Annotated in this window: 17 protein-coding genes; 9 read left to right on the top strand and 8 right to left on the bottom strand. The window is 49.1% G+C overall.

What is annotated here, in order from left to right:
• The first annotated feature begins 10 nt into the window (after positions 1-10).
• The 9 genes from recN to ACM9J1_RS10245 all read left to right on the top strand — a co-directional run bounded on the left by recN (position 11) and on the right by ACM9J1_RS10245 (position 11946).
• The gene (recN, locus tag ACM9J1_RS10285) at positions 11-1663 is read left to right on the top strand and encodes a DNA repair protein RecN (protein ID WP_415581953.1); all 1653 of its coding nucleotides are present in this window, start codon (positions 11-13) and stop codon (positions 1661-1663) included.
• A 142-nt stretch (positions 1664-1805) separates the two neighbouring features.
• Entirely contained in the window at positions 1806-3002 is a 1197-nt protein-coding gene (gene fabV, locus ACM9J1_RS10280) for an enoyl-ACP reductase FabV (protein WP_415581952.1), read from the top strand.
• A 118-nt stretch (positions 3003-3120) separates the two neighbouring features.
• Positions 3121-3267 (top strand): hypothetical protein, encoded by a 147-nt coding sequence (locus ACM9J1_RS10275; protein ID WP_415581951.1) that lies wholly within the window; start codon positions 3121-3123, stop codon positions 3265-3267.
• A complete protein-coding gene (locus ACM9J1_RS10270) occupies positions 3225-5402 on the top strand; it encodes a choice-of-anchor J domain-containing protein (protein WP_415581950.1) in 2178 nt (725 codons plus the stop codon). The genes ACM9J1_RS10275 and ACM9J1_RS10270 overlap by 43 nt, the downstream gene beginning before the upstream one ends.
• Before the next feature lie 101 nt (positions 5403-5503).
• Complete coding sequence (locus ACM9J1_RS10265) at positions 5504-7885, top strand: T9SS type A sorting domain-containing protein (RefSeq protein ID WP_415581949.1); 2382 nt, start codon at positions 5504-5506, stop codon at positions 7883-7885.
• 74 nt (positions 7886-7959) lie between these two features.
• Positions 7960-8958 (top strand): glycosyltransferase family 2 protein, encoded by a 999-nt coding sequence (locus tag ACM9J1_RS10260; protein WP_415581948.1) that lies wholly within the window; start codon positions 7960-7962, stop codon positions 8956-8958.
• Positions 8955-9539, top strand: coding sequence for a dephospho-CoA kinase (gene coaE, locus ACM9J1_RS10255; protein WP_415581947.1), 585 nt, complete (start codon positions 8955-8957; stop codon positions 9537-9539). The genes ACM9J1_RS10260 and coaE overlap by 4 nt, the downstream gene beginning before the upstream one ends.
• Before the next feature lie 71 nt (positions 9540-9610).
• The gene (locus ACM9J1_RS10250; protein WP_415581946.1) at positions 9611-11194 is read left to right on the top strand and encodes a sensor histidine kinase; all 1584 of its coding nucleotides are present in this window, start codon (positions 9611-9613) and stop codon (positions 11192-11194) included.
• A 26-nt stretch (positions 11195-11220) separates the two neighbouring features.
• On the top strand, positions 11221-11946 hold the full coding sequence (locus tag ACM9J1_RS10245; protein WP_415581945.1) for a response regulator transcription factor: 726 nt from the start codon (positions 11221-11223) through the stop codon (positions 11944-11946).
• 66 nt (positions 11947-12012) lie between these two features.
• On the opposite strand, the gene ACM9J1_RS10240 is transcribed toward ACM9J1_RS10245, so the two are convergent.
• The 8 genes from ACM9J1_RS10240 to ACM9J1_RS10205 form a co-directional block, all read right to left on the bottom strand.
• The gene (locus ACM9J1_RS10240) at positions 12013-12624 is read right to left on the bottom strand and encodes an outer membrane beta-barrel protein (RefSeq protein ID WP_415581944.1); all 612 of its coding nucleotides are present in this window, start codon (positions 12622-12624) and stop codon (positions 12013-12015) included.
• 32 nt (positions 12625-12656) lie between these two features.
• Positions 12657-13289: a hypothetical protein gene (locus ACM9J1_RS10235; RefSeq protein WP_415581943.1), complete on the bottom strand. Its 633-nt coding sequence runs from the start codon at positions 13287-13289 to the stop codon at positions 12657-12659.
• A gap of 25 nt (positions 13290-13314) precedes the next feature.
• Positions 13315-14238, bottom strand: coding sequence for a tRNA (adenosine(37)-N6)-dimethylallyltransferase MiaA (gene miaA, locus ACM9J1_RS10230; protein WP_415581942.1), 924 nt, complete (start codon positions 14236-14238; stop codon positions 13315-13317).
• On the bottom strand, positions 14235-15047 hold the full coding sequence (locus ACM9J1_RS10225; protein WP_415581941.1) for an ion transporter: 813 nt from the start codon (positions 15045-15047) through the stop codon (positions 14235-14237). The genes miaA and ACM9J1_RS10225 overlap by 4 nt, the downstream gene beginning before the upstream one ends.
• Before the next feature lie 22 nt (positions 15048-15069).
• A complete protein-coding gene (locus tag ACM9J1_RS10220) occupies positions 15070-16440 on the bottom strand; it encodes an exonuclease domain-containing protein (RefSeq protein ID WP_415581940.1) in 1371 nt (456 codons plus the stop codon).
• A 48-nt stretch (positions 16441-16488) separates the two neighbouring features.
• On the bottom strand, positions 16489-17154 hold the full coding sequence (locus ACM9J1_RS10215; protein ID WP_415581939.1) for a YggS family pyridoxal phosphate-dependent enzyme: 666 nt from the start codon (positions 17152-17154) through the stop codon (positions 16489-16491).
• Positions 17154-18368: a DUF1015 domain-containing protein gene (locus tag ACM9J1_RS10210; protein ID WP_415581938.1), complete on the bottom strand. Its 1215-nt coding sequence runs from the start codon at positions 18366-18368 to the stop codon at positions 17154-17156. Before ACM9J1_RS10210 ends, ACM9J1_RS10215 begins: the two co-directional genes overlap by 1 nt.
• 77 nt (positions 18369-18445) lie before the next feature.
• Positions 18446-19336: a 3-hydroxyacyl-CoA dehydrogenase family protein gene (locus ACM9J1_RS10205; protein ID WP_415581937.1), complete on the bottom strand. Its 891-nt coding sequence runs from the start codon at positions 19334-19336 to the stop codon at positions 18446-18448.
• Positions 19337-19398: the final 62 nt, after the last annotated feature.

Below are 19398 nucleotides of genomic sequence, written 5' to 3'. Positions count from 1 at the left end.
TCGCAAAGCCATGATTACCGCACTGCATATCGAAAATTTTGCATTGATCGAAAAACTGTCGATGGACTTTTCATCAGGTTTTTCCATCATCACGGGCGAAACCGGTGCTGGAAAATCCATTTTGCTTGGCGCCCTCGGATTGGCTTTGGGCAATCGGGCCGATTTGTCTTCGTTGAAAAACAAGGAAGAGAAATGCATCATCGAAGCCGAGTTCAACATTTCCGACTACAACCTTCAGTCTTTTTTTGAGGCCAATGACCTGGACTACGAACACCAGACCATCGTGAGGCGCGAAATCCTCCCGTCTGGAAAGTCGCGGGCGTTCATCAACGACAGTCCGGTCAATCTTCAGGAATTGCAGGAATTGGGCAACCGCTTGATCGACATCCATTCGCAACACCAAACCGGCGAGCTGTCTGAAGAACGCTTCCAATTCGCCATCATCGACGCCATCGCAAACAATACCAGCTTGCTCGACCAATATGGCGCGGCGCTCAAAGCCTACAAACAGCGGCAGTCCGATCTCGCGCAGGCGGTGCAGCAACGAAACGATGCCTTGAAAGAGCAGGATTACAATAGGTTTTTACTGGACGAACTCGTTGCCGCCAACCTTCAACCGAACCAACAAGCAGCACTTGAGGCCGAAGCCAGCAAATTGGGCAACGTGGAAATCATCCGCGAAAATCTGGAAAAGGCGCTGGCATTGGCGCACGATGACCGCTTCGGTTTTTTGCTTCAACTCAAGGAATTCCGTGCGGCGTTGCAGAAAATCGGGCCGTTTTCAGCAGATTATCAGGATTTGGCCCATCGCGCAGACAGCGCATTGATTGAACTCATAGACATTGGCCATGATTTGCAGCGCGCCGCCGACACACTTTCGGGCGATCCGGCGCAACTCGAAATCGTCAACGCCCAATTGCAGGTGTTGTACGGCTTACAGAAGAAACATCAGGTCAACGACGTCGAGAGTTTGCTGGCCATCCGCGACGATCTGGAACAAAAAGTTGTTTCGGTGACTGACTTGGAAATGCGCATCGAAACCCTTGAAAAAGAAATCGCTTCAGACGAGAATAATCTCGATGCGCTGGCCGAGAAAATCCACGACAACAGGCGTATGGCGGTTCCTTTGCTCACGTCGCAAATGGTCGAAACCTTGTCCATGTTGGGCATGCCGAACGCGCGGTTCCATGTAGAGATAACGCCGTCAACCCAGTATTTTTTGCATGGGAAAGACCAATTGCAGTTTTTGTTTTCAGCCAACAAAGGTTCCGATTTCGGGCTCTTGAAAAAAGTGGCATCCGGCGGTGAACTTTCCCGCATCATGCTGGCCGTAAAGTCAATATTGGCGCAATATGCCAGTTTGCCGACGATTGTGTTCGATGAGATCGACAGCGGCGTATCGGGCGAAATCGCCAATAAGATGGCCGAAATCATGAAAGGCATGAGCGCGACGATGCAGGTTTTTGCCATCACGCATTTGCCGCAGGTGGCCGCGAAAGGCGATGCGCATTACAAAGTGTTTAAGACCGTGCAAAATGGCACGACACATTCTGAGTTGACGCTGCTGACCGGTGAGGAGCGTGTCATTGAAATCGCGCAGATGTTGTCTGGCGCTGCGGTTTCCGATTCGGCGATTAATCACGCCCGCGCGTTGCTCAACTGAAAAAAGCAGGTTATATTTGTTCAGTCGCTAGTGGCTAGTTTTTAGTCGCTAGAAGATTACAGAAAATACTTGATAAACTGGAAAACATTGTTGCCACTATAGACTTGCAGCTTCTAGCAACTAAAAACTAACACCTATTGATATGATCATTGAACCAAGAATGAGAGGATTCATCTGCCTTACCGCGCATCCTGATGGTGCGGCGCAGTCAGTGAAAAACCAGATAGCGTACGTAAAATCGAAAGGGAAAATCAACGGCGGAAAGAAAGTGCTGGTCATTGGCGCATCCACCGGATTTGGCTTGGCATCGCGTATCGTGAGCGCGTTCGGAAGCGACGCTGCCACGATTGGTGTGTTTTTCGAAAAGCCACCAATGGAAGGCAAGACGGCTTCTCCGGGTTGGTACAATTCGGCTGCTTTTGAAAATGAGGCCAATGCCGCAGGTTTGTACGCCAAGAGCATCAACGGCGACGCATTTTCAAATGAAGTGAAGCAGCAAACCATCGATATGATCAAAGCCGATTTGGGCCAGGTCGATTTGGTGATTTACAGTTTGGCATCGCCGGTGCGCACCAACCCGAATACCGGAGTTACGCACCGCTCAACACTTAAACCAATAGGTTCAACTTTTACAAATAAAACCGTTGATTTCCATACGGGTAAGGTTTCAGAAGTTTCTATTGAGCCTGCAAATGAAGAAGATATTGCCAATACGGTAGCCGTCATGGGTGGCGAAGATTGGGCGATGTGGATCGAGGCCATGAAAAGTGCGGGCGTGCTCGCGCCAGGAGCGATGACTGTTGCCTATTCCTACATCGGGCCGGCGGTGACCGAGGCCGTTTACCGCAAAGGAACCATCGGCCGTGCCAAGGACCATTTGGAAGCCACGGCTTCGGACATTACAAAAAATCTCGAGTCGATAGGCGGGAAGGCTTATGTGTCGGTCAACAAAGCGTTGGTAACGCAGGCCAGTTCTGCGATTCCAGTGATTCCGCTTTACATTTCGCTGTTGTACAAGACGATGAAATCTGCGGGAACGCATGAAGGCACCATCGAACAAATCCAGCGTTTGTATGCCGATAGGCTGTACAATGGCAGTGAAGTGCCGACCGACGAGAAAGGCCGTATTCGCATTGACGACTGGGAACTGGACGACAAGATACAGTCTGAAGTGGCGCGGCTTTGGGAAGTGGCTACGACCGAGAATTTGCCCGAAATCGGTGATTTGGAAGGCTATCGAAAAGACTTCTACCACTTGTTCGGTTTCGAGATCCCGGGTGTTGACTATCAGGCCGATGCCAACGAAATGGTCGCTGTGAAAAGTATTGCGAATAGCTGATTTCCGGGGTTCATAATTTTAGGGAATCACGTTAAATCCGACAAAGCACGTAAAAATAATTTGCGTGCTTTTTTTTTATTTTTATCTTTATGGGATATTAACTTAAACAATCTCTTACATGAAAAAAATTACTATGGTATTGGCTTTCTTGTTGGCATTTGTCACGGAAGGTTATGCACAGTTCCCTGAAGATTTTGAAGGGGCAACTTTTCCGCCTGCGGGGTGGGCTTCGTTTGGTGGAGCCAACGCGCCGGCGCTACCGTAAACTGGGCGCAAGATGATCTTTATGCTGCCAGTCCGATTTATTCCGCTTTCATCAGTTATGATGCGGCGAACCCTGGGCAGACAAAAGAAGATTGGCTGGTTACCCCGGCGGTGACCATTTCTGCCGGTGCGCCAGCATTGACATTCCAGCAAAGACAGCAATATACTGTCGCTTACAATTCAGTTTATACCGTTCGCGTATCAACTACTTCTCAAACAGACATTGCAACATTTACCACAGTTTCCAGCGAAACGGAGGCTACGATGCCGCTGGGCGCTTTCGGTGCCAAGATGGTTGATTTGTCTGCCTATGTCGGACAGACGATCTACATTGCATTCGTAATGGCAAATGACGACGGCGACAACTGGTTCATTGATGATGTGGCTTTCACGACCTTGGTGCCGGTTCCAAGTTGTGCTTCTGCACCTTCGCCTGCTGATGCTGCAACTGCGGTGCCTTACGGCCCAATCACGTTATCGTGGACAGCACCAACGGGTGAGCCAGCTACTTCTTATGACCTTTACGCCGGTGCCGCACCAGACGCGCTTAATTTCGTTGGCAACTATACGGACACCAACACGGGAGTCGGTCTCGAAATCAATGCGTACAATGCTACCGTTTACTGGCAGGTTGTTCCTAAGAACGGCGGTGGATCCGCAACAGGTTGTGCTGTTTGGAGTTTCACGACAGAATCTTCTCCAGGCTATTGTTTGAATGGAGATATTTATCCAGCCGACCCTGCAACACTCGACACTTGCGATGGTGTTACCGAAAACTTGGTGGTTGACGATGCTTACGCGGGCGAGTACAGCGTGATTCCTGTTTCTAGCGGTCAACAATATGTGTTCAAAAGTTCTATCGGTACAGATTTTATTACAATCAGTGACATCGACGGTTTGACTTCTTTGGCAGCCGGAACAACGCCACTTTCTTGGACTTCAAACTTAGATGGTGAAATCCGTTTTTACATCCACTTGGATGATCAGTGCGGTACCGAAGCAGAACCAAGGGTAAAAACGGTAATCTGTGGTACGCCATCAGCCGAAGCACCAGATTACGCTGCGTTGCAATGGCCACCTACAATGACACTCGTTGAAGGCAACACAGGTGATGTTTATGGTCAAGTGTATGAGCCAGGTGTAACTGAGCCAGAAGGTCAGGGCGCTGGTATTACGGCTTGGGTTGGCGTAAATGACAGCAACACAAATCCAAATACATGGGCTGAGGCTTCATGGACTGAGATGGCATACAACGCAACATGCGGCGGTTGTGGCAACAACGACGAATATTTCGGGGCTATCGGTGCAGGTCTTGCGCCTGGAACTTACTACTACGCGGTTCGCTTCCGTTTGAACGCCGGCGCTTACGTGTATGGCGGTCACAATGGTGTGAGCGGCAACTTCTGGGATGGCACGACATTCATCAGCGGTGTATTGACGGTTAATCCAGCTCCGGCACCGGCGAACGACGAATGTGCGGGCGCTATTGCATTGACACCGGGCGGCGACTTCGCTGCGGGCGCATTGACGACAACCAACGTGGGTGCTACAAGTACTGCTGCGGCTTCTTGCCAACTTTCTTCAGACGAGAGCGTTTGGTATTCTGTAGTGGTTCCTGCTTCAGGAAGTATTACCATCGAGACAGGTGATGTCGCTGGTTCTCTTTTCGATGACAGTGTGGTAACAGTGTTTTCTGGAGACTGTGCAACTTTGACAGAAATCGATTGTGATGACGACTCGTCAGATAACGGTTTGTTCTCGTTAATTGAATTGACGGGAAGGACGCCAGGTGAGACACTTTACATCAGCGTTTGGAGGTATACCGGTGCTTTCGCTGGCGGCGACTGGGGTCAATTCCAGATCTCTGCTTACGATGCTTCATTGGGTATCGACCAATTTAACAGCAACGACTTTGCAGTTTATCCAAATCCTGTGAAAAACGTATTGAACTTGACCAGCAACTTGACCGATATTACCAGCGTAGCGGTTTACAATCTGCTCGGTCAGCAAGTAGTTGCCAAGTCAATCAACGCTTCACAAGGTCAGATTGACATGTCTTCGTTGCCACAAGGTACATACATGGTTAAGGTAACAGCCAACAACCAAGTGAAGACCATGAAAGTGATCAAAGAATAACGATTCAAATTCTTTATAAAAGCCACCTACTCGGGTGGCTTTTTTTTTACCCGCGATTCTTTTTTTACTACTTTAGAACGGAAATTAAACAACCTGCCTATATGAAAAAAATTACCCTTACTTTGTTACTGCTTTCTTGTTGGTTGATCCAAGGGCAAGCAGTTTCAAGTTACCAGTTTTCGCAAGCCTCTGAGGTTTACAGCGCGGTCAGCGGAACAAACTCTACCGCTGTCGGCGACGACGGAACCGAGAATGACATTCCCATCGGTTTTACGTTTCCCTATGGTGGAACTGACTATACCACGTTCAGCATCAGCACCAACGGCTTTATCAGGCTGGGCGCAGCCATCGGCGGAAACAACTGGCTGAACGCTTTGTCTAATACTGCCGCCCAAGCGCCACTTATCGCAGCTTTTTGGGATGACAACAACCGGAACGGCGGCTCGATACAGTACGCACTTTCGGGTGCTGCACCAGATCAAACGCTGGAAATCGGCTGGAATCAGGTCAATATCGGCAACAACGGGCAACCCAATAACACCGTTTCGGCGTCTTTTAAGATCAGGCTTCACGAGTCAGGAACGATAGAGATTGTTTACGGTCCACAGATGACTTGGACGGGCGGCGTTACGGCTTCAATAGGATTGAACGACGCCACGTCATTCTTGAGCGTGACACCAGCGGCAACGGGAGCAACGGCATCATCCGCAACGGCCAACAACGCCATTTTGGCCACCACGGACATCGCTGGAAACAAATATGTTTTTGCACCGCAGTCATGCAGCGGCACGCCAATTCCAGGTGCTACGTTGGCATCGGCTACGGCCATATGCGCCGGTTTTGATTTGGTTTTGAGCCTTGAAAACGAACAAATAGGGTCGGGCATTTCATACCAATGGCAGTCTTCCGAAGACGGCGTTTCGTTCTCGGACATTGCCGATTCAAACGCGCCCGAAATTACAGTAACCCAAACGGTGGTGACGACTTATCAATGCATCGTGACCTGCGCGTTGGGCGATTCTGCCGTGAGTACGCCTGTGACGGTTTCCATCACGACGACAGGATGTTATTGCGTGCCGGGCTATACGTTCGGCAAGACGGACGGCGACTTGATATCCAATGTGTCCATCACGGGAACCACGCTGTCCAACAATACAGGAACAGTAGAGGAAAACCCTGCATATACTTACTTTACCGGTCAACCGAATTATACCGCAACGCTCGAGGCGGGCACGTCATACCAAATTCAAGTGACGGTAGGCAGTTTCGGACAACAGAACTCTGCGGTATGGATTGACTATAACGATGATGAAGTATTTTCAGCCGACGAGCGCGTGGGCTATACGATTGCCCAGACGGGTTCATTCGGTACGGCCATCTACACCATCCAACTGGGTTGTGACGCGCCTACAGGTTTACACCGCATGCGCGTCCGCGACGTCTGGAATACTGATGGCATCGATATCGACCCATGTGCAACCTATGGCTACGGGGAAACGGAAGATTATGACGTCACCATCGTACCGCAAACCACTTGCCCTGTGGCTACCGATGTATCCGCTACCGCGATAGCTGCTTACTCGGCGCAGTTAGAATGGGCATCTGGCTGTGGTCACGTGAGCTGGGATGTTTTCGTGACGCCAGCCGGCGGATCGATAGGCGCGGCCACGCATCCCAATGTAACGAGTCCTTTAATTGTCATGGGGTTAGATGCTTTCACGAATTACGAGTTCTATGTACTTGCCCATTGCGAGACGACAGGAGACAGTATTTGGGCCGGGCCATTCGCCTTTACCACAGCGCCTGAACCGGTCGAAAACGATGAGTGTGACACCGCATTTTCCCTCACCGTAGGCGGAACTTTTGACGACAACGCGGTGTTGGCTACGAATGCGGGCGCTACGCAATCCCTTGGGCAGCCTACGCCGGATTGTGCCGCGTTCAATTTTGGTGGCGACATCTGGTACAGTATCGTGGTTCCAGAGTCGGGAAGTGTAACAGTAGAAACGCGTCAGGAAACGGGTTCATTGGTTGCCGATACAGGCCTGTCGCTATATTCGGGAGGTTGCGAGTTGCTCACGGCTTTGGGTTGCAGCGATGACGAAGGCGAGGGTGCATTTTCGCTTTTGTCCGTGACTGGTTTGATGCCGGGAACAACTATATATGCCCGGGTGTGGGAATACGCAAACGACGCTTTGGGCACGTTCAAGATCTCTGCATATGACGCGTCGCTCGGTAGCGGCTCGGTCACTCAAAGTGTTTTTGTGGCATACCCGAATCCAGTTCGGAATATCCTTAATGTGGCTGCGCAAACCGATATCTCTCAAGTAAGCGTTTTCAACCTGTTAGGCCAGCAAATCTTGTCTCAGAAATTCAACGAAGCTTCTGGCCAGTTGGACATGACGCCGCTGCCTGCCGGTACTTATTTGGTGAAGCTCACTTCAGGAAATCAAGTCCAGACGGTAAAGGTCATTAAAGAATAACACCAACAATTTGATTTTAAAGCCGCCTTTTGGGCGGCTTTTGTTTTTAAAGTATCTTTGTTAAAATTTTCCCGATGTATTTTTCGCTGATCGTTCCCGTTTACAACCGGCCGGAAGAAATCAATGAATTGCTTGAAAGCCTTTCGCAGACCGATTACAAGCAACCTTTCCAAGTGGTGATTGTAGAAGACGGTTCGTCTAATCCTTGTCGCGACGTCACCGATTCATACAGACTCAAGCTTAATATTTCTTATTATTTCAAGGAAAATGCCGGTCCGGGCGATTCGCGCAATTTCGGCATGGAAAAAGCCAAAGGCGATTATTTCCTGATTTTTGATTCGGATTGCATCGTCCCAATGCATTATCTAAGTGAAGTGGACAAGGCTTTGCGCGAGGATTATTGCGATTGTTTCGGCGGCCCGGACAAAGCGCTCGGCTCGTTTTCGGACGTGCAGAAAGCGATCAACTTCGCCATGACATCGTTCCTGACCACGGGCGGGGTACGCGGCGGTTCGGAGAAAATCGACAAGTTCCAGCCCCGGAGTTTCAATATGGGATTGTCCCGAAAAGCCTTTGAACAATCGGGTGGTTTCGGGAATATCCATCCGGGCGAAGATCCGGAATTGGCCATGCGCCTTTGGCGGATGGGCTTCCAGACACGACTGATTCCGTCGGCGTATGTCTATCACAAAAGACGTGTCGATTGGGAAAAATTCACGACGCAAGTCAACAAATTCGGGAAGGCAAGGCCAATCCTGGACAGCCGTTTCCCAGAGTATGCGAAGTTGACTTATTGGTTTCCGTCGGTATTTATCCTCGGGTTTTATGCTTCGTTGTTACTGCTCATTTTCGCGCAGGATTTTCCGTTGAAAATGTATTTCCTTTATTTCTTTTTGATTTTCTTGGTCTCGACGTTCCAGAACAGAAGCTTTCGCATCGGATTTTTGTCCATCATCGCCGTTTGGCGCCAGTTTATGGGATACGGGCATGGTTTTTTGGAATCGTTCGTCAAAATAAAATTGCGCAAACAGAAACCCGAAACGGCATTCCCGGAACTATTCTTTAAATCATGACCAAGATCATCGGCTTAACGGGCGGAATTGGCAGCGGAAAATCTACTGTGGCTGCGCTTTTTACCGAAAAAGGCATTCCAGTTTATATCGCCGATGACGCCGCAAAAGCCATCTTGGACCAACCGGATGTCACAGCGCAAGTAGTTGCAGTTTTTGGCAGCGGCATCACAAACGGCGCTGTCATCGACCGAAGAAAACTGGCCGCTATCGTGTTCGATCATCCTGAAAAACTGGCGCAACTCAACGCCATTGTACATCCAGCCGTGCGTCGTGATTTTGAAAATTGGGTCGCAAAGCATCGCGATAAGTCGTTTGTCGTCAAGGAAGCGGCCATTTTGTTTGAGTCCGGAACCGACAAAGATTGCGATGCCGTCATTACGGTTGTTGCGCCGGAGGAAATACGGATCGGACGCGTGATGATGCGCGATGGGGTCGGTCGGGAAGAAGTCTTGAAACGGATGCAAAGGCAATGGACTGACGCGCAGAAAGTTGCCTTGAGCGACTATGTCATCGAAAATACAGACCTGCAGTTTACGCGCCGCCAAGTCAATGAAATTCTTAAAAAACTGCAGAAAATTTAAAATAAACAATTCGTGTTAATGTTTGGTTAATGCAATCATTACTCAAATGTTAAAATGATAATTTTGTGTAGATGAACAAGTTATTCTTTAGGCTACTTGTATTGTTGATGAGCCTTTCCCTGATTGGGATTATTTTGGTGCAAGTCTATTGGTTTAACTCTTCGTTCAGGAATAATGATGAGCAATTCCGCTTCCATGTCAAACAAATCATCGGCGATGTTGCGGAAAAACTCCAGAAGCAGGAAGAATTCAGTTATTTCGACAATTTCGAGAAACTGAAAGACAGCACAGGTCGCGATCCGGAAAATGAGGACATTCTTGAAATGTATTATGTCCGGGCCAACCAGCGCACCAAGCAAACCATCATTTATTCCAACAGCATTACAGCCCAGGACTACGGTTCTCCGTTCTTTGATAAAAAAGGGGACAGCGTATTTGGCCGCGGCAGAAGCTACGTCGCCAAACGCACAACCAAGATATACAACCACAACACGCTCGAAAATGCGGGCCTCCAGCATGATTTGATGCCGGATACGCAAATCGAGAGAAGTGGCGAATTGGAATCGCTCAAGAAAGCGCAGTACGAAATCTGGCAGAAAGATATTGCCGTAAACATGCCCATCCAAGAGCGTGTTTCTACAGAGAAATTGCAGTCTTTGCTGGAAGCCAAAATGGAAGAATATGGGGTAAAAACGCCGTTTGAGTTCGGGGTTTACAGCAATGGGCTCGCCACGAAAGTGCGTTCCGAACGCTTTGTTTACGACAAGTACGCCACGTATTCGCATCCGATTTTTAGTGACAATGAAGGCAAGAGCCGATACCAATTACTCGTGTCGTTTCCGCAGAAGAAGAAATTCCTTTTTTCGGAATTGGTGGGCATCACGGTATTGTCTATCGTCTTTACGCTGATCATCATCATTGCGTATTCGAGCGCGCTCAACCAGCTCATCAAGCAACGGCAGATTTCGCAGATCAAGACGGACTTCATCAACAACATGACGCACGAGTTCAAGACGCCAATCGCTACAATCAATCTTGCGCTGGATGCCATCAAAAGCCCGAAAGTTTCATCGAATCCGGAAACCATGGCGCGTTACCTGCAGATGATCCGCGATGAAAACAAGCGCATGCATGCCCAGGTTGAAAATGTCCTCCGGATCTCGAAACTCGAGAAGCGCGAACTGGAAATCACCAAGGAATCCAATGACATCCACGACATCCTTGAAGATGCCATTGAACACGTGAACCTGATCATTGAAGACCGCGAAGGAACAATCAGCACGCATCTCAATGCCACGCGCACGACCGTTTTGTTGAACGATGTCCATTTTACAAACGTATTGGTGAACATTTTGGACAACGCCATCAAATATTCGCCAGAGCGGCCGAAAATCGATGTATATACTGAAAACGTTAAAGATTTCGTTATCATCAAAGTGAAAGACCAAGGTGCCGGAATGGGCAAGGTCGCGCAGAAGCGGATTTTCGAGAAATTTTACCGCGAACACACCGGCGATGTGCACAACGTAAAAGGGCACGGTCTCGGTCTGGCTTACGTCAAAAGGATTGTCGACGATCACAACGGACAAATTTTCGTCGAGAGTGAAAAAGGTAAAGGCAGTACCTTCATCATCAAACTGCCATTGATTAACTGAAACAACAACGATATAACATAAATGCTATGGAAACTGAAAACAAGAAAATACTACTGGTTGAGGACGACCAAAACTTCGGTGCAATCTTGAAAGATTACCTCATTCTCAATGACTTCGATGTCACGCTCGCAAAGAACGGCATGGAAGGATTCGAGAAGTTCAAGAAAGATACCTATGATTTGTGCATCCTCGACGTTATGATGCCATACAAAGACGGCTACACGCTGGCCAAGGAAATCAGGGATAAGAACAAAGATGTTCCCATTATTTTCCTTACCGCGAAATCCATGAAGGAAGATGTGCTCAAAGGCTACAAAGTGGGCGCAGACGATTATTTGAACAAACCGTTCGATTCTGAAGTCTTGCTCATGAAAATCAAGGCCATTATCCAGCGCAAAGCCAACGACACCAAAAATGATCACGTCAAGTTTGAGTTCCAGGTCGGGAAATTCCACCTCAATTCAAAACTTCGTTTCCTGACGTTCTGCGAGGACGAGCCGATCAAATTGTCTCCTAAGGAAAACGAACTGTTGAAAATGTTGGTGCTCCACGAAAACGATTTGATGCCACGTGAACTGGCGCTCACCAAAATCTGGAGAGACGACAATTACTTTACGTCACGAAGCATGGACGTTTACATTGCCAAGCTCAGGAAATACCTCAAGCGTGACGAAGACGTAGAAATCCTCAACATCCACGGCGAAGGTTTCAGGTTGGTCGTGAAGAACAAGGAAAAAGAAGCCCAGAAATAAGTAGGAGAACCCGGTGAAAGCCGGGTTTTGTTTTTATACCGAGTTTGTAAACCAGACGTTTTCCTTTCAATCGAGTTGGATGCCGGCCGATACTTGGAGCTGATTTGCTTTACCGAAATAATCCCGATACGCTTCATTGGTGGCAATCTCAAAAGTGTTGTAGATGTAATGCGCGCCGATAAAAAAAGAAGTCTTTTTCGAAACGCGATAATTCGCCGTAAATCCTAGCCGGACTTCAGTACCGTCCTGATGCCCGAATTTGCGCCCGTCGCTGCGCTGTTTCAAAACCACATAGCCCAAGCCAAGGTCAGGGTACAGCTCGATTTTTTTGGACACCGCCAGTTTGTAGACGATGGTTCCGAAGAAAGCGGAGTAATTTGTCCGGTCAATGTTCCCAATCTTGGTGTAATCGGTTACTTTATATTGCAGGAATTCGCAACCGGCGAATAGGCTGAAGTTGCGGTAGGAAAACGCGCCCAACGTCAAACCAAGTCCCGGATTGGCGCTGTGTGCGTCCGCGAGCGAATGGTCGCCGAATTGGATCGGGTAAACCAAATAACCCCTGAAAGTCCAGTCTTCCTTCAATCCTTCCGGTGCTTTTTTGATGCTGTCGTTTTGTGCGGATGCCACGCCATAAACCAAAAAGGCGAGGCATGCGAATACTATTTTTTTGCCCATTGTCTGTAGTGTTTGGGAAGTTTGATGACGGTTTAATAATTCAGCGTGTAGGAAGTACTGGTGTTCCCGACAGGAACAGCAACGGATTGCGTTGATTCCACACCGCCGGGACTGCGTACGGTGTACACCAAATCTACCGTCGAATTTTTCAACACCTGGAAATAGGTTTGCGGTTCCGATTGTTCCGCTGATTCGTTGACGTAAACAAAGTCCGCGGCGCTATTGTTTTCGAGATACAGCGCGGTCAAAGTGCCGCCCGATGTGTTGAACAAGTCAACGAGCAAATACGTCAAATCTTCCAGCGGATACAGCACTACGTTGTTGAGCGTGTATTTGTAGTCGGTGAAATCGGCGCGTTTGATTTCCATGAAACGCTTCTCTTGGAAAGCACCGTTCTGGGGAAACCTGATTTCGATCCGGCCGTTTTCCAGGTCGTTAGGTGCGGGAAAAATTAGAAGACTTTCGCCGTTGGCGTTGGTAACGGTATTGGAAATCATGTCGGATGCGCCATTGTCGGAAACCCAAACTTCTACCGGTTGGCCGCCAATAGGGTTGCCCAGTTTGTCAACGATTCTTGTTTCGGATACAAGCCGCGTTTCGGCGTCGTATTCCACGCCGCAGGACAAAAATAGCAGTGGCATGGCCAATAATAGTATTTTTCTCATATTGTTTTTTTGAAGACACCAAAAGTCATAAAGGTTGCGTGATTTGTTTGTTAATGTGGCAAACTATTTCCGCGGGGTCAGCCTCGAAATCAAACCATGTAATGGCTTCGTTTTTCCTGAACCACGTCATCTGTCGCTTCGCGAACCGGCGCGTATTTTTCTTGATGTCGGCTATTGCCGTATCCAAGTCGGTTTTTCCGTCGAAATAGTCGAACAACTCCCGATAGCCCACAGTCTGCAAAGCATTCAGGTTTTTGTGAGGAAGCAATGCACGCGCTTCATCAAGCAAGCCTTCCCGCATCATGACATCCACACGCTGGTTGATGCGGTCGTACATCACTTCGCGGTCTGCAGTAAGGCCGATAACGACGGGCGTGAAATGCCGCGTATTTTCTTTTCCCGACAGGTAACTGGAATAAGGCTTCCCGCTGCCGATGGATACTTCGAGCGCGCGCATCATCCGCTGCGGGTTTTCCGTATCGACGACGGCAAAATACTCCGGGTCGATCCGTTGCAATTCGTCCTGTAAATAGCCAATGCCCTGTTTTTCGTAAGCCTTCGTCAACGCCACGCGCACCGCGGAGTCAATGTCCGGAAACGCATCGAAACCTTTCAAGACAGCATCGACATACAGGCCAGAGCCACCGACCATGACGGCCACTGGGTTTCGCTCGTGCAATAGGGCCAATCGCTCCAATGCTTCTTTTTCGAAATCGCCCACGGTATAAAGTTCGAAAATGGATTTGTTGTGAATGAAATGGTGCGTGGCAGCCGCCAATTCTTCCACCGATGGAACAGCCGTACCAATCCGCATTTCCTTGAAAAACTGACGGGAATCACAGGAAATGATGTCACACCCGAAGTGTTGTGCGAGTGCTATCGCGCGCGCGGTTTTCCCGATGGCCGTTGGGCCAACCACGACAATCAGGTATTTTTTTCCGTCGTTCATTTGTGTAGGTTTTTGCCGCAATGGTAACAAAAATTCGCGCCGTCCTTATGATCGTTGGTGCTGCAATCCGGACAAGATTGGGTATTGGTGTCTGGGCTTTTGCGCGCAATGAATTCCGAGGTCACGATTCCTGTTGGTACCGCAATGATGCCGTAACCCATAATCATGATGATGGAAGAGATGAACTGACCCAGCGGCGTAACAGGCGTGATGTCGCCAAAACCGACCGTGGTCAGGGTGACGATTGTCCAGTAAATGCTTACCGGGATGTTCGTGAAGCCGCTTTCCGGGCCTTCCACCATATACATAATCGTCCCCAGGATGATGCAAAGCACCAAAACCGTAAAGACAAACACCAGGATTTTGGCGCGGCTTTTCCGCAAAGATACTATGAGCAAATTGCCCGCGCCCACGAAATGAACGAGCTTCAGGATGCGGAAGATGCGCAGCAAGCGGATGGCACGCAGCGCCAACAGGAAATGCCAACCCGGAAAAAACAGATCGATGTAGCCGGGTAACGTCGCCAGTAAATCGATGATTCCGTAGAAACTGCAGGCGTATTTCAATGGCGAGCGAACGCTCAGCAACCGTCCGATGTATTCCAGCGTGAAGAAAATCGTGATGATCCATTCCACGACAGACAATATGTTGCCGTATTCGAGCCGGATGCTCACGACGCTTTCCAGCATGACGGCTATGATACTGATGACAATCAGCGCCAATAGGATCAAATCAAACGCTTTCCCCGACGGCGTGTCTGCCTCGTGGATGATGGTATGCAGTCTGTGTCGGAGTTTTTCGGGTATCATCAGCTTTATAAAAGTAGTGAAACTAAGCCAATGAAACCACTTTTACTTTTCTGTTCCTGATGAGATATGTAGTTAAGGCGTGGAGCGTTTCCCTACGGTGCGGCATCGGTACAAGTATATTTTTCAATACGGCGCGGTTGGTGATCTGGTAATTCAGGTCGAAGAATGCGTAGCCTTTCAGTTCGCCGTTTTCCACCAGAAGCGCACACCTTTCGCTCATCGTACGGCCACGGTCAATCAACAACACGCTGCGCCCGACCAACGAAATGTGCGACAGGAATTCGGACACGCGCTCGTTGTATTCTTCCGGGGCGATTTTTCCGATGCAAGCGCCGTCGCATTTCCCCGACGGATAATCGGCGCACGGGCCAACATCGTTCCCGATGTGCAAACCGTTGAGTTTCCGGCACAAGTTGTAGTCTGTCGTGATGCGCGAAATCAGATTTTTGCCTTCCTGCGGCGAGATGAATGCGGCCAGTTCGCTCGGGTTGGAAGAATTTCCGAGGAAAAGATTAAAATAACCTTCTTCATCGGTTTCCGCGGACAAACTCCAGTAGCGGCTGCTGCCTTTGCGCGGCCTGCGGTTATACGCCGGACGGTTGATCCTGATTTCTTCGTATTCCTTGAGTTGCGCCACGAGTTCGCTGCCCGTTTCCTCGAACGTCACCCGGAATACTTCGGCAGTAATTTTCTTGGAAACCCGCGCGTCGCCGGTAAAATGCTGGTTGAGGTGTTTGCGCATGTTGCGGCTGCGTCCGATGTACATCATGGTGCCGTCTTCGCGGTATACGTAGTAAATCCCGGTGCGCGACGGCAGGCTTTCCACCAAATCGAGCAGCTTGGGTTCGATGCCTTTTTCGATTTCAGTCTTGATGAGCTCGCCGATGATGATTTTCTGTAAATCCTTGGTGAGCAGCAATTGGAAGAGCTTCAAAGTCGCCAATGCATCGCCGCTCGCCCTGTGGCGGTCTGCAATCGGGATGCCCAGTCCGCGGACGAGTTTCCCCAAGCTGTACGACGGCTGTTCCGGGATGAGTTTCTGCGCCAATTCTACCGTACACAAGGTCTGCATCTGGAATGGGAATCCGAGGCGTTTGAACTCGGTGCGCAAAATCCTGAAATCGAACGAGGCGTTGTGCGCCACCAAAATGCAATCCTGCGTGATTTCGATAATGCGTTTGGCGATTTCATAGAATTTCGGTGCCGATTTCAGCATCGCATTGTTGATGCCGGTCAATTTCACGACGAACGGCTGGATCGGGATTTCCGGATTGACCAATGTAATGAATTGGTCCACGACCTCGTGGCCGTCAAAGCGGTAAATCGCGATTTCCGTGATGCCTTCTTCGCCGAATTGGCCGCCCGTGGTTTCTATGTCTAATACTGCGTACAAATTGTGTCAAAAGTCGAAAGTCGAAAGTCGAAAGACCAGACAGACGTGTTAGTGTTGGATATAATTCCGCTCGCCAAAGATACTGCTTCCAATCCGAACCATGGTACTGCCGCACGCAATTGCCATTTGGTAGTCTCCGGACATGCCCATCGAAAGAATGGTCATCCCTTGATTTTCGGCGGATGCCCGGTCGAAAATCGACTTTAGGTGCCGAAATTCTTTCTCAATCTGGTGCTGGTTTTCAGTAAACGTCGCCATGCCCATCAGGCCTTTGATGTTGGTATTTTTCAGTGCGCGATAGGCGTCCGAATGCAGCAGTTCGAAAAGTTCGTGCTCGTCCATCCCGAATTTGGTTTCTTCTTCCGCGATGTGGATTTGTAACAGACAGTCAATCGTTCTGTTGTATTTCGCAGCCTGTTTGTCTATTTCCTGTAACAATTTCAGGCTGTCTACGCCATGCACCAACGACACGAAAGCCGCCATGTATTTCACCTTGTTGGTCTGCACGTGCCCAATCATGTGCCACTGGATGTCTTTGGGCATTTCCTCGTACTTGGCCGCCATTTCCTGGATTTTATTCTCTCCGAAAATACGTTGGCCGGCATCATAGGCTTCCATCAAGTCGGCCACCGGTTTGGTTTTCGATACGGCCACAAGCGTCACATGCGGCGGAAGCTGCGATTTGATGTTTTGTATGTTGATTGCAATAGACATTACAATTCGTAGACAACTAATCCGCTCCGGAATTTGGGTTCGATGTACGTGCTTTTCGGCGGCATGATCTGGTGCGCATCGGCAATCGCCTTGATTTCGTCAATGGCCGACGGGAACAGGATGAAGCCGAGTTCAAATTCCCCGTCATCGACTTTCTTCATGATTTCGGTCACGGGCAATTTCCCGGGAAGGTATTCAATCCGTTCGTCGTTGCGCAGGTCAGCAATGCCGAGGATAGGCGAAAGGACTTTGTTGTAGAGGATTTGCGCGTCTAACCGGTCCAGTGGCGATTCAAATCCGCATTTTTCGGTCATGAGTGTCAGCGCGTAGAATTCCCCGTCGAGATACATCCCGAATTCGTGCTTGCGGTTCGGGTGGAACAATTGCTGCGACTTGATTTCGATCAGGAAATATTCCGAGAGTTTCTTCAGGAATTCCGACTTGGAAAGCCCGTTCAAATCCTTGATCAGCCGGTTGTATTCGTAAATCTTCACATTGCTGTCGGCAATCAGGAAACTCATGAAGTAGTTGTGGTTTTCGGCCGACGGTTGCTCATCGTATAGCATTTCCGCGGATGCCGACCGGTGGTGTCCGTCCGCGATGTAAATGTTCCCGATGTCCGAAAAAGTCTTTTGCAGCAGCGCGATGTCGTTTTCATCGTCGATCTTCCACAAATAATGGACGTCTTTCCGCGTGGTTGAAAACTCGAAGTCGGCCAGCGTCTTGGTCTTGCGGTCAAGCCAGTCAGAGAGCTTGTCGTTGTCCGGATATGTCATCAAGACCGGCTCGGTATTGAACCCCGAAAACTTCAGGTAATCCTTAAACAATTCAACGCGGTATTGCAACGTATCTTCATGTCTTTTAATGACATCACTTTTGTAATCGGCAATGCTCGTCCCGACGATAATGCCGGTAAAAGTATGCGTTTTCGACACGATTTTATGGATGTACACCGCCGGCTTTTCATCCTGCACCAAAATACCTTCCTGCTTAAATTCCGCGTATTTCTGGTGCACCAACCTGAACCTTTTTTCAAAGGCTGTTTTTTGTTGGTTGGTGTACGCCGGGTTCAGTACGTGCAGGAAAGACAGCGGGTTGAATTCCAATTGTGCCGCCAGTTCCGCCGGGGAATACTCGTCGTATGACCGAGACGTCACCAGGCTGACTTTGTCTCGCGTGGGCCGGACGGCTTGGAATGGGATGATCTGCGCCATAATAATGAATAATTAATAGTTAATAATTAATAATTGACCGAACCGGTTGTTCATTATTCATTATTAATTATTCATTATTAATTGGAAAACTGTTTCGCCACTTTCTCTGCTTTTTTGCTTTCCGAATAATCGTAGAAACCTTCGCCCGATTTCACGCCCAATTTCCCGGCGCGTACCATGTTCACGAGCAATGGGCAAGGGGCGTATTTCGGGTTCTTGAAACCGTCGTACATCACGTTCAGGATGGCCAGACAAACGTCGAGGCCAATAAAATCGGCGAGTTGCAGTGGTCCCATTGGGTGCGCCATGCCGAGTTTCATCACCGTGTCGATTTCATAAACGCCGGCCACGCCGTTGTAAAGCGTTTCAATAGACTCGTTGATCATCGGCATGAGGATGCGGTTGGCCACAAAACCCGGATAGTCATTGACTTCAACAGGAACTTTGCCGAGTTTTACCGACAGGTCCATGATCAGTTTGGTTACCTCGTCGGTCGTGTTGTAGCCGCGGATGATTTCGACCAGTTTCATGATGGGGACCGGGTTCATGAAGTGCATGCCGATGACGCGCTCCGGGTGCGATACCACGGCAGCAATCTGCGTAATGGAAATAGATGATGTATTTGTTGCCAGAACCGTGTTGTGCGAACAGCATTCATTTAACTGGCGGAAGATATTGAGCTTTAATTCAACGTTTTCGGTGGCGGCTTCCACGACCAAATCAACACCAGTAACACCGTCTTTCAGGTCAGTATAGGTGATGATGTTGCCGATGGTTTTGTGTTTGTCGTCTTCCGAAATCGCGCCTTTGGACACCATACGGTCTAGGTTGGCGGCGATCGTGGCCATGCCTTTTTCGATGGATTTTTCAGAGACATCAATCAGTTTTACGGTAAAGCCGCTTTGGGCGAAAGTGTGTGCGATTCCGTTGCCCATGGTGCCGGCCCCGATTACTGCTATATTTTTCATTTAGGTTTAGTTTTTCCGCGAATTCATAAGTTTTTTAATCCCAAAAACCGCGGTGTTTGTAT

The organism is Flavobacterium longum (assembly GCF_965137575.1).
In the GTDB taxonomy this organism is placed as follows: Bacteria; Bacteroidota; Bacteroidia; order Flavobacteriales; family Flavobacteriaceae; genus Flavobacterium; species Flavobacterium longum.
This window is presented reverse-complemented; position numbering and strand designations above follow the sequence as displayed.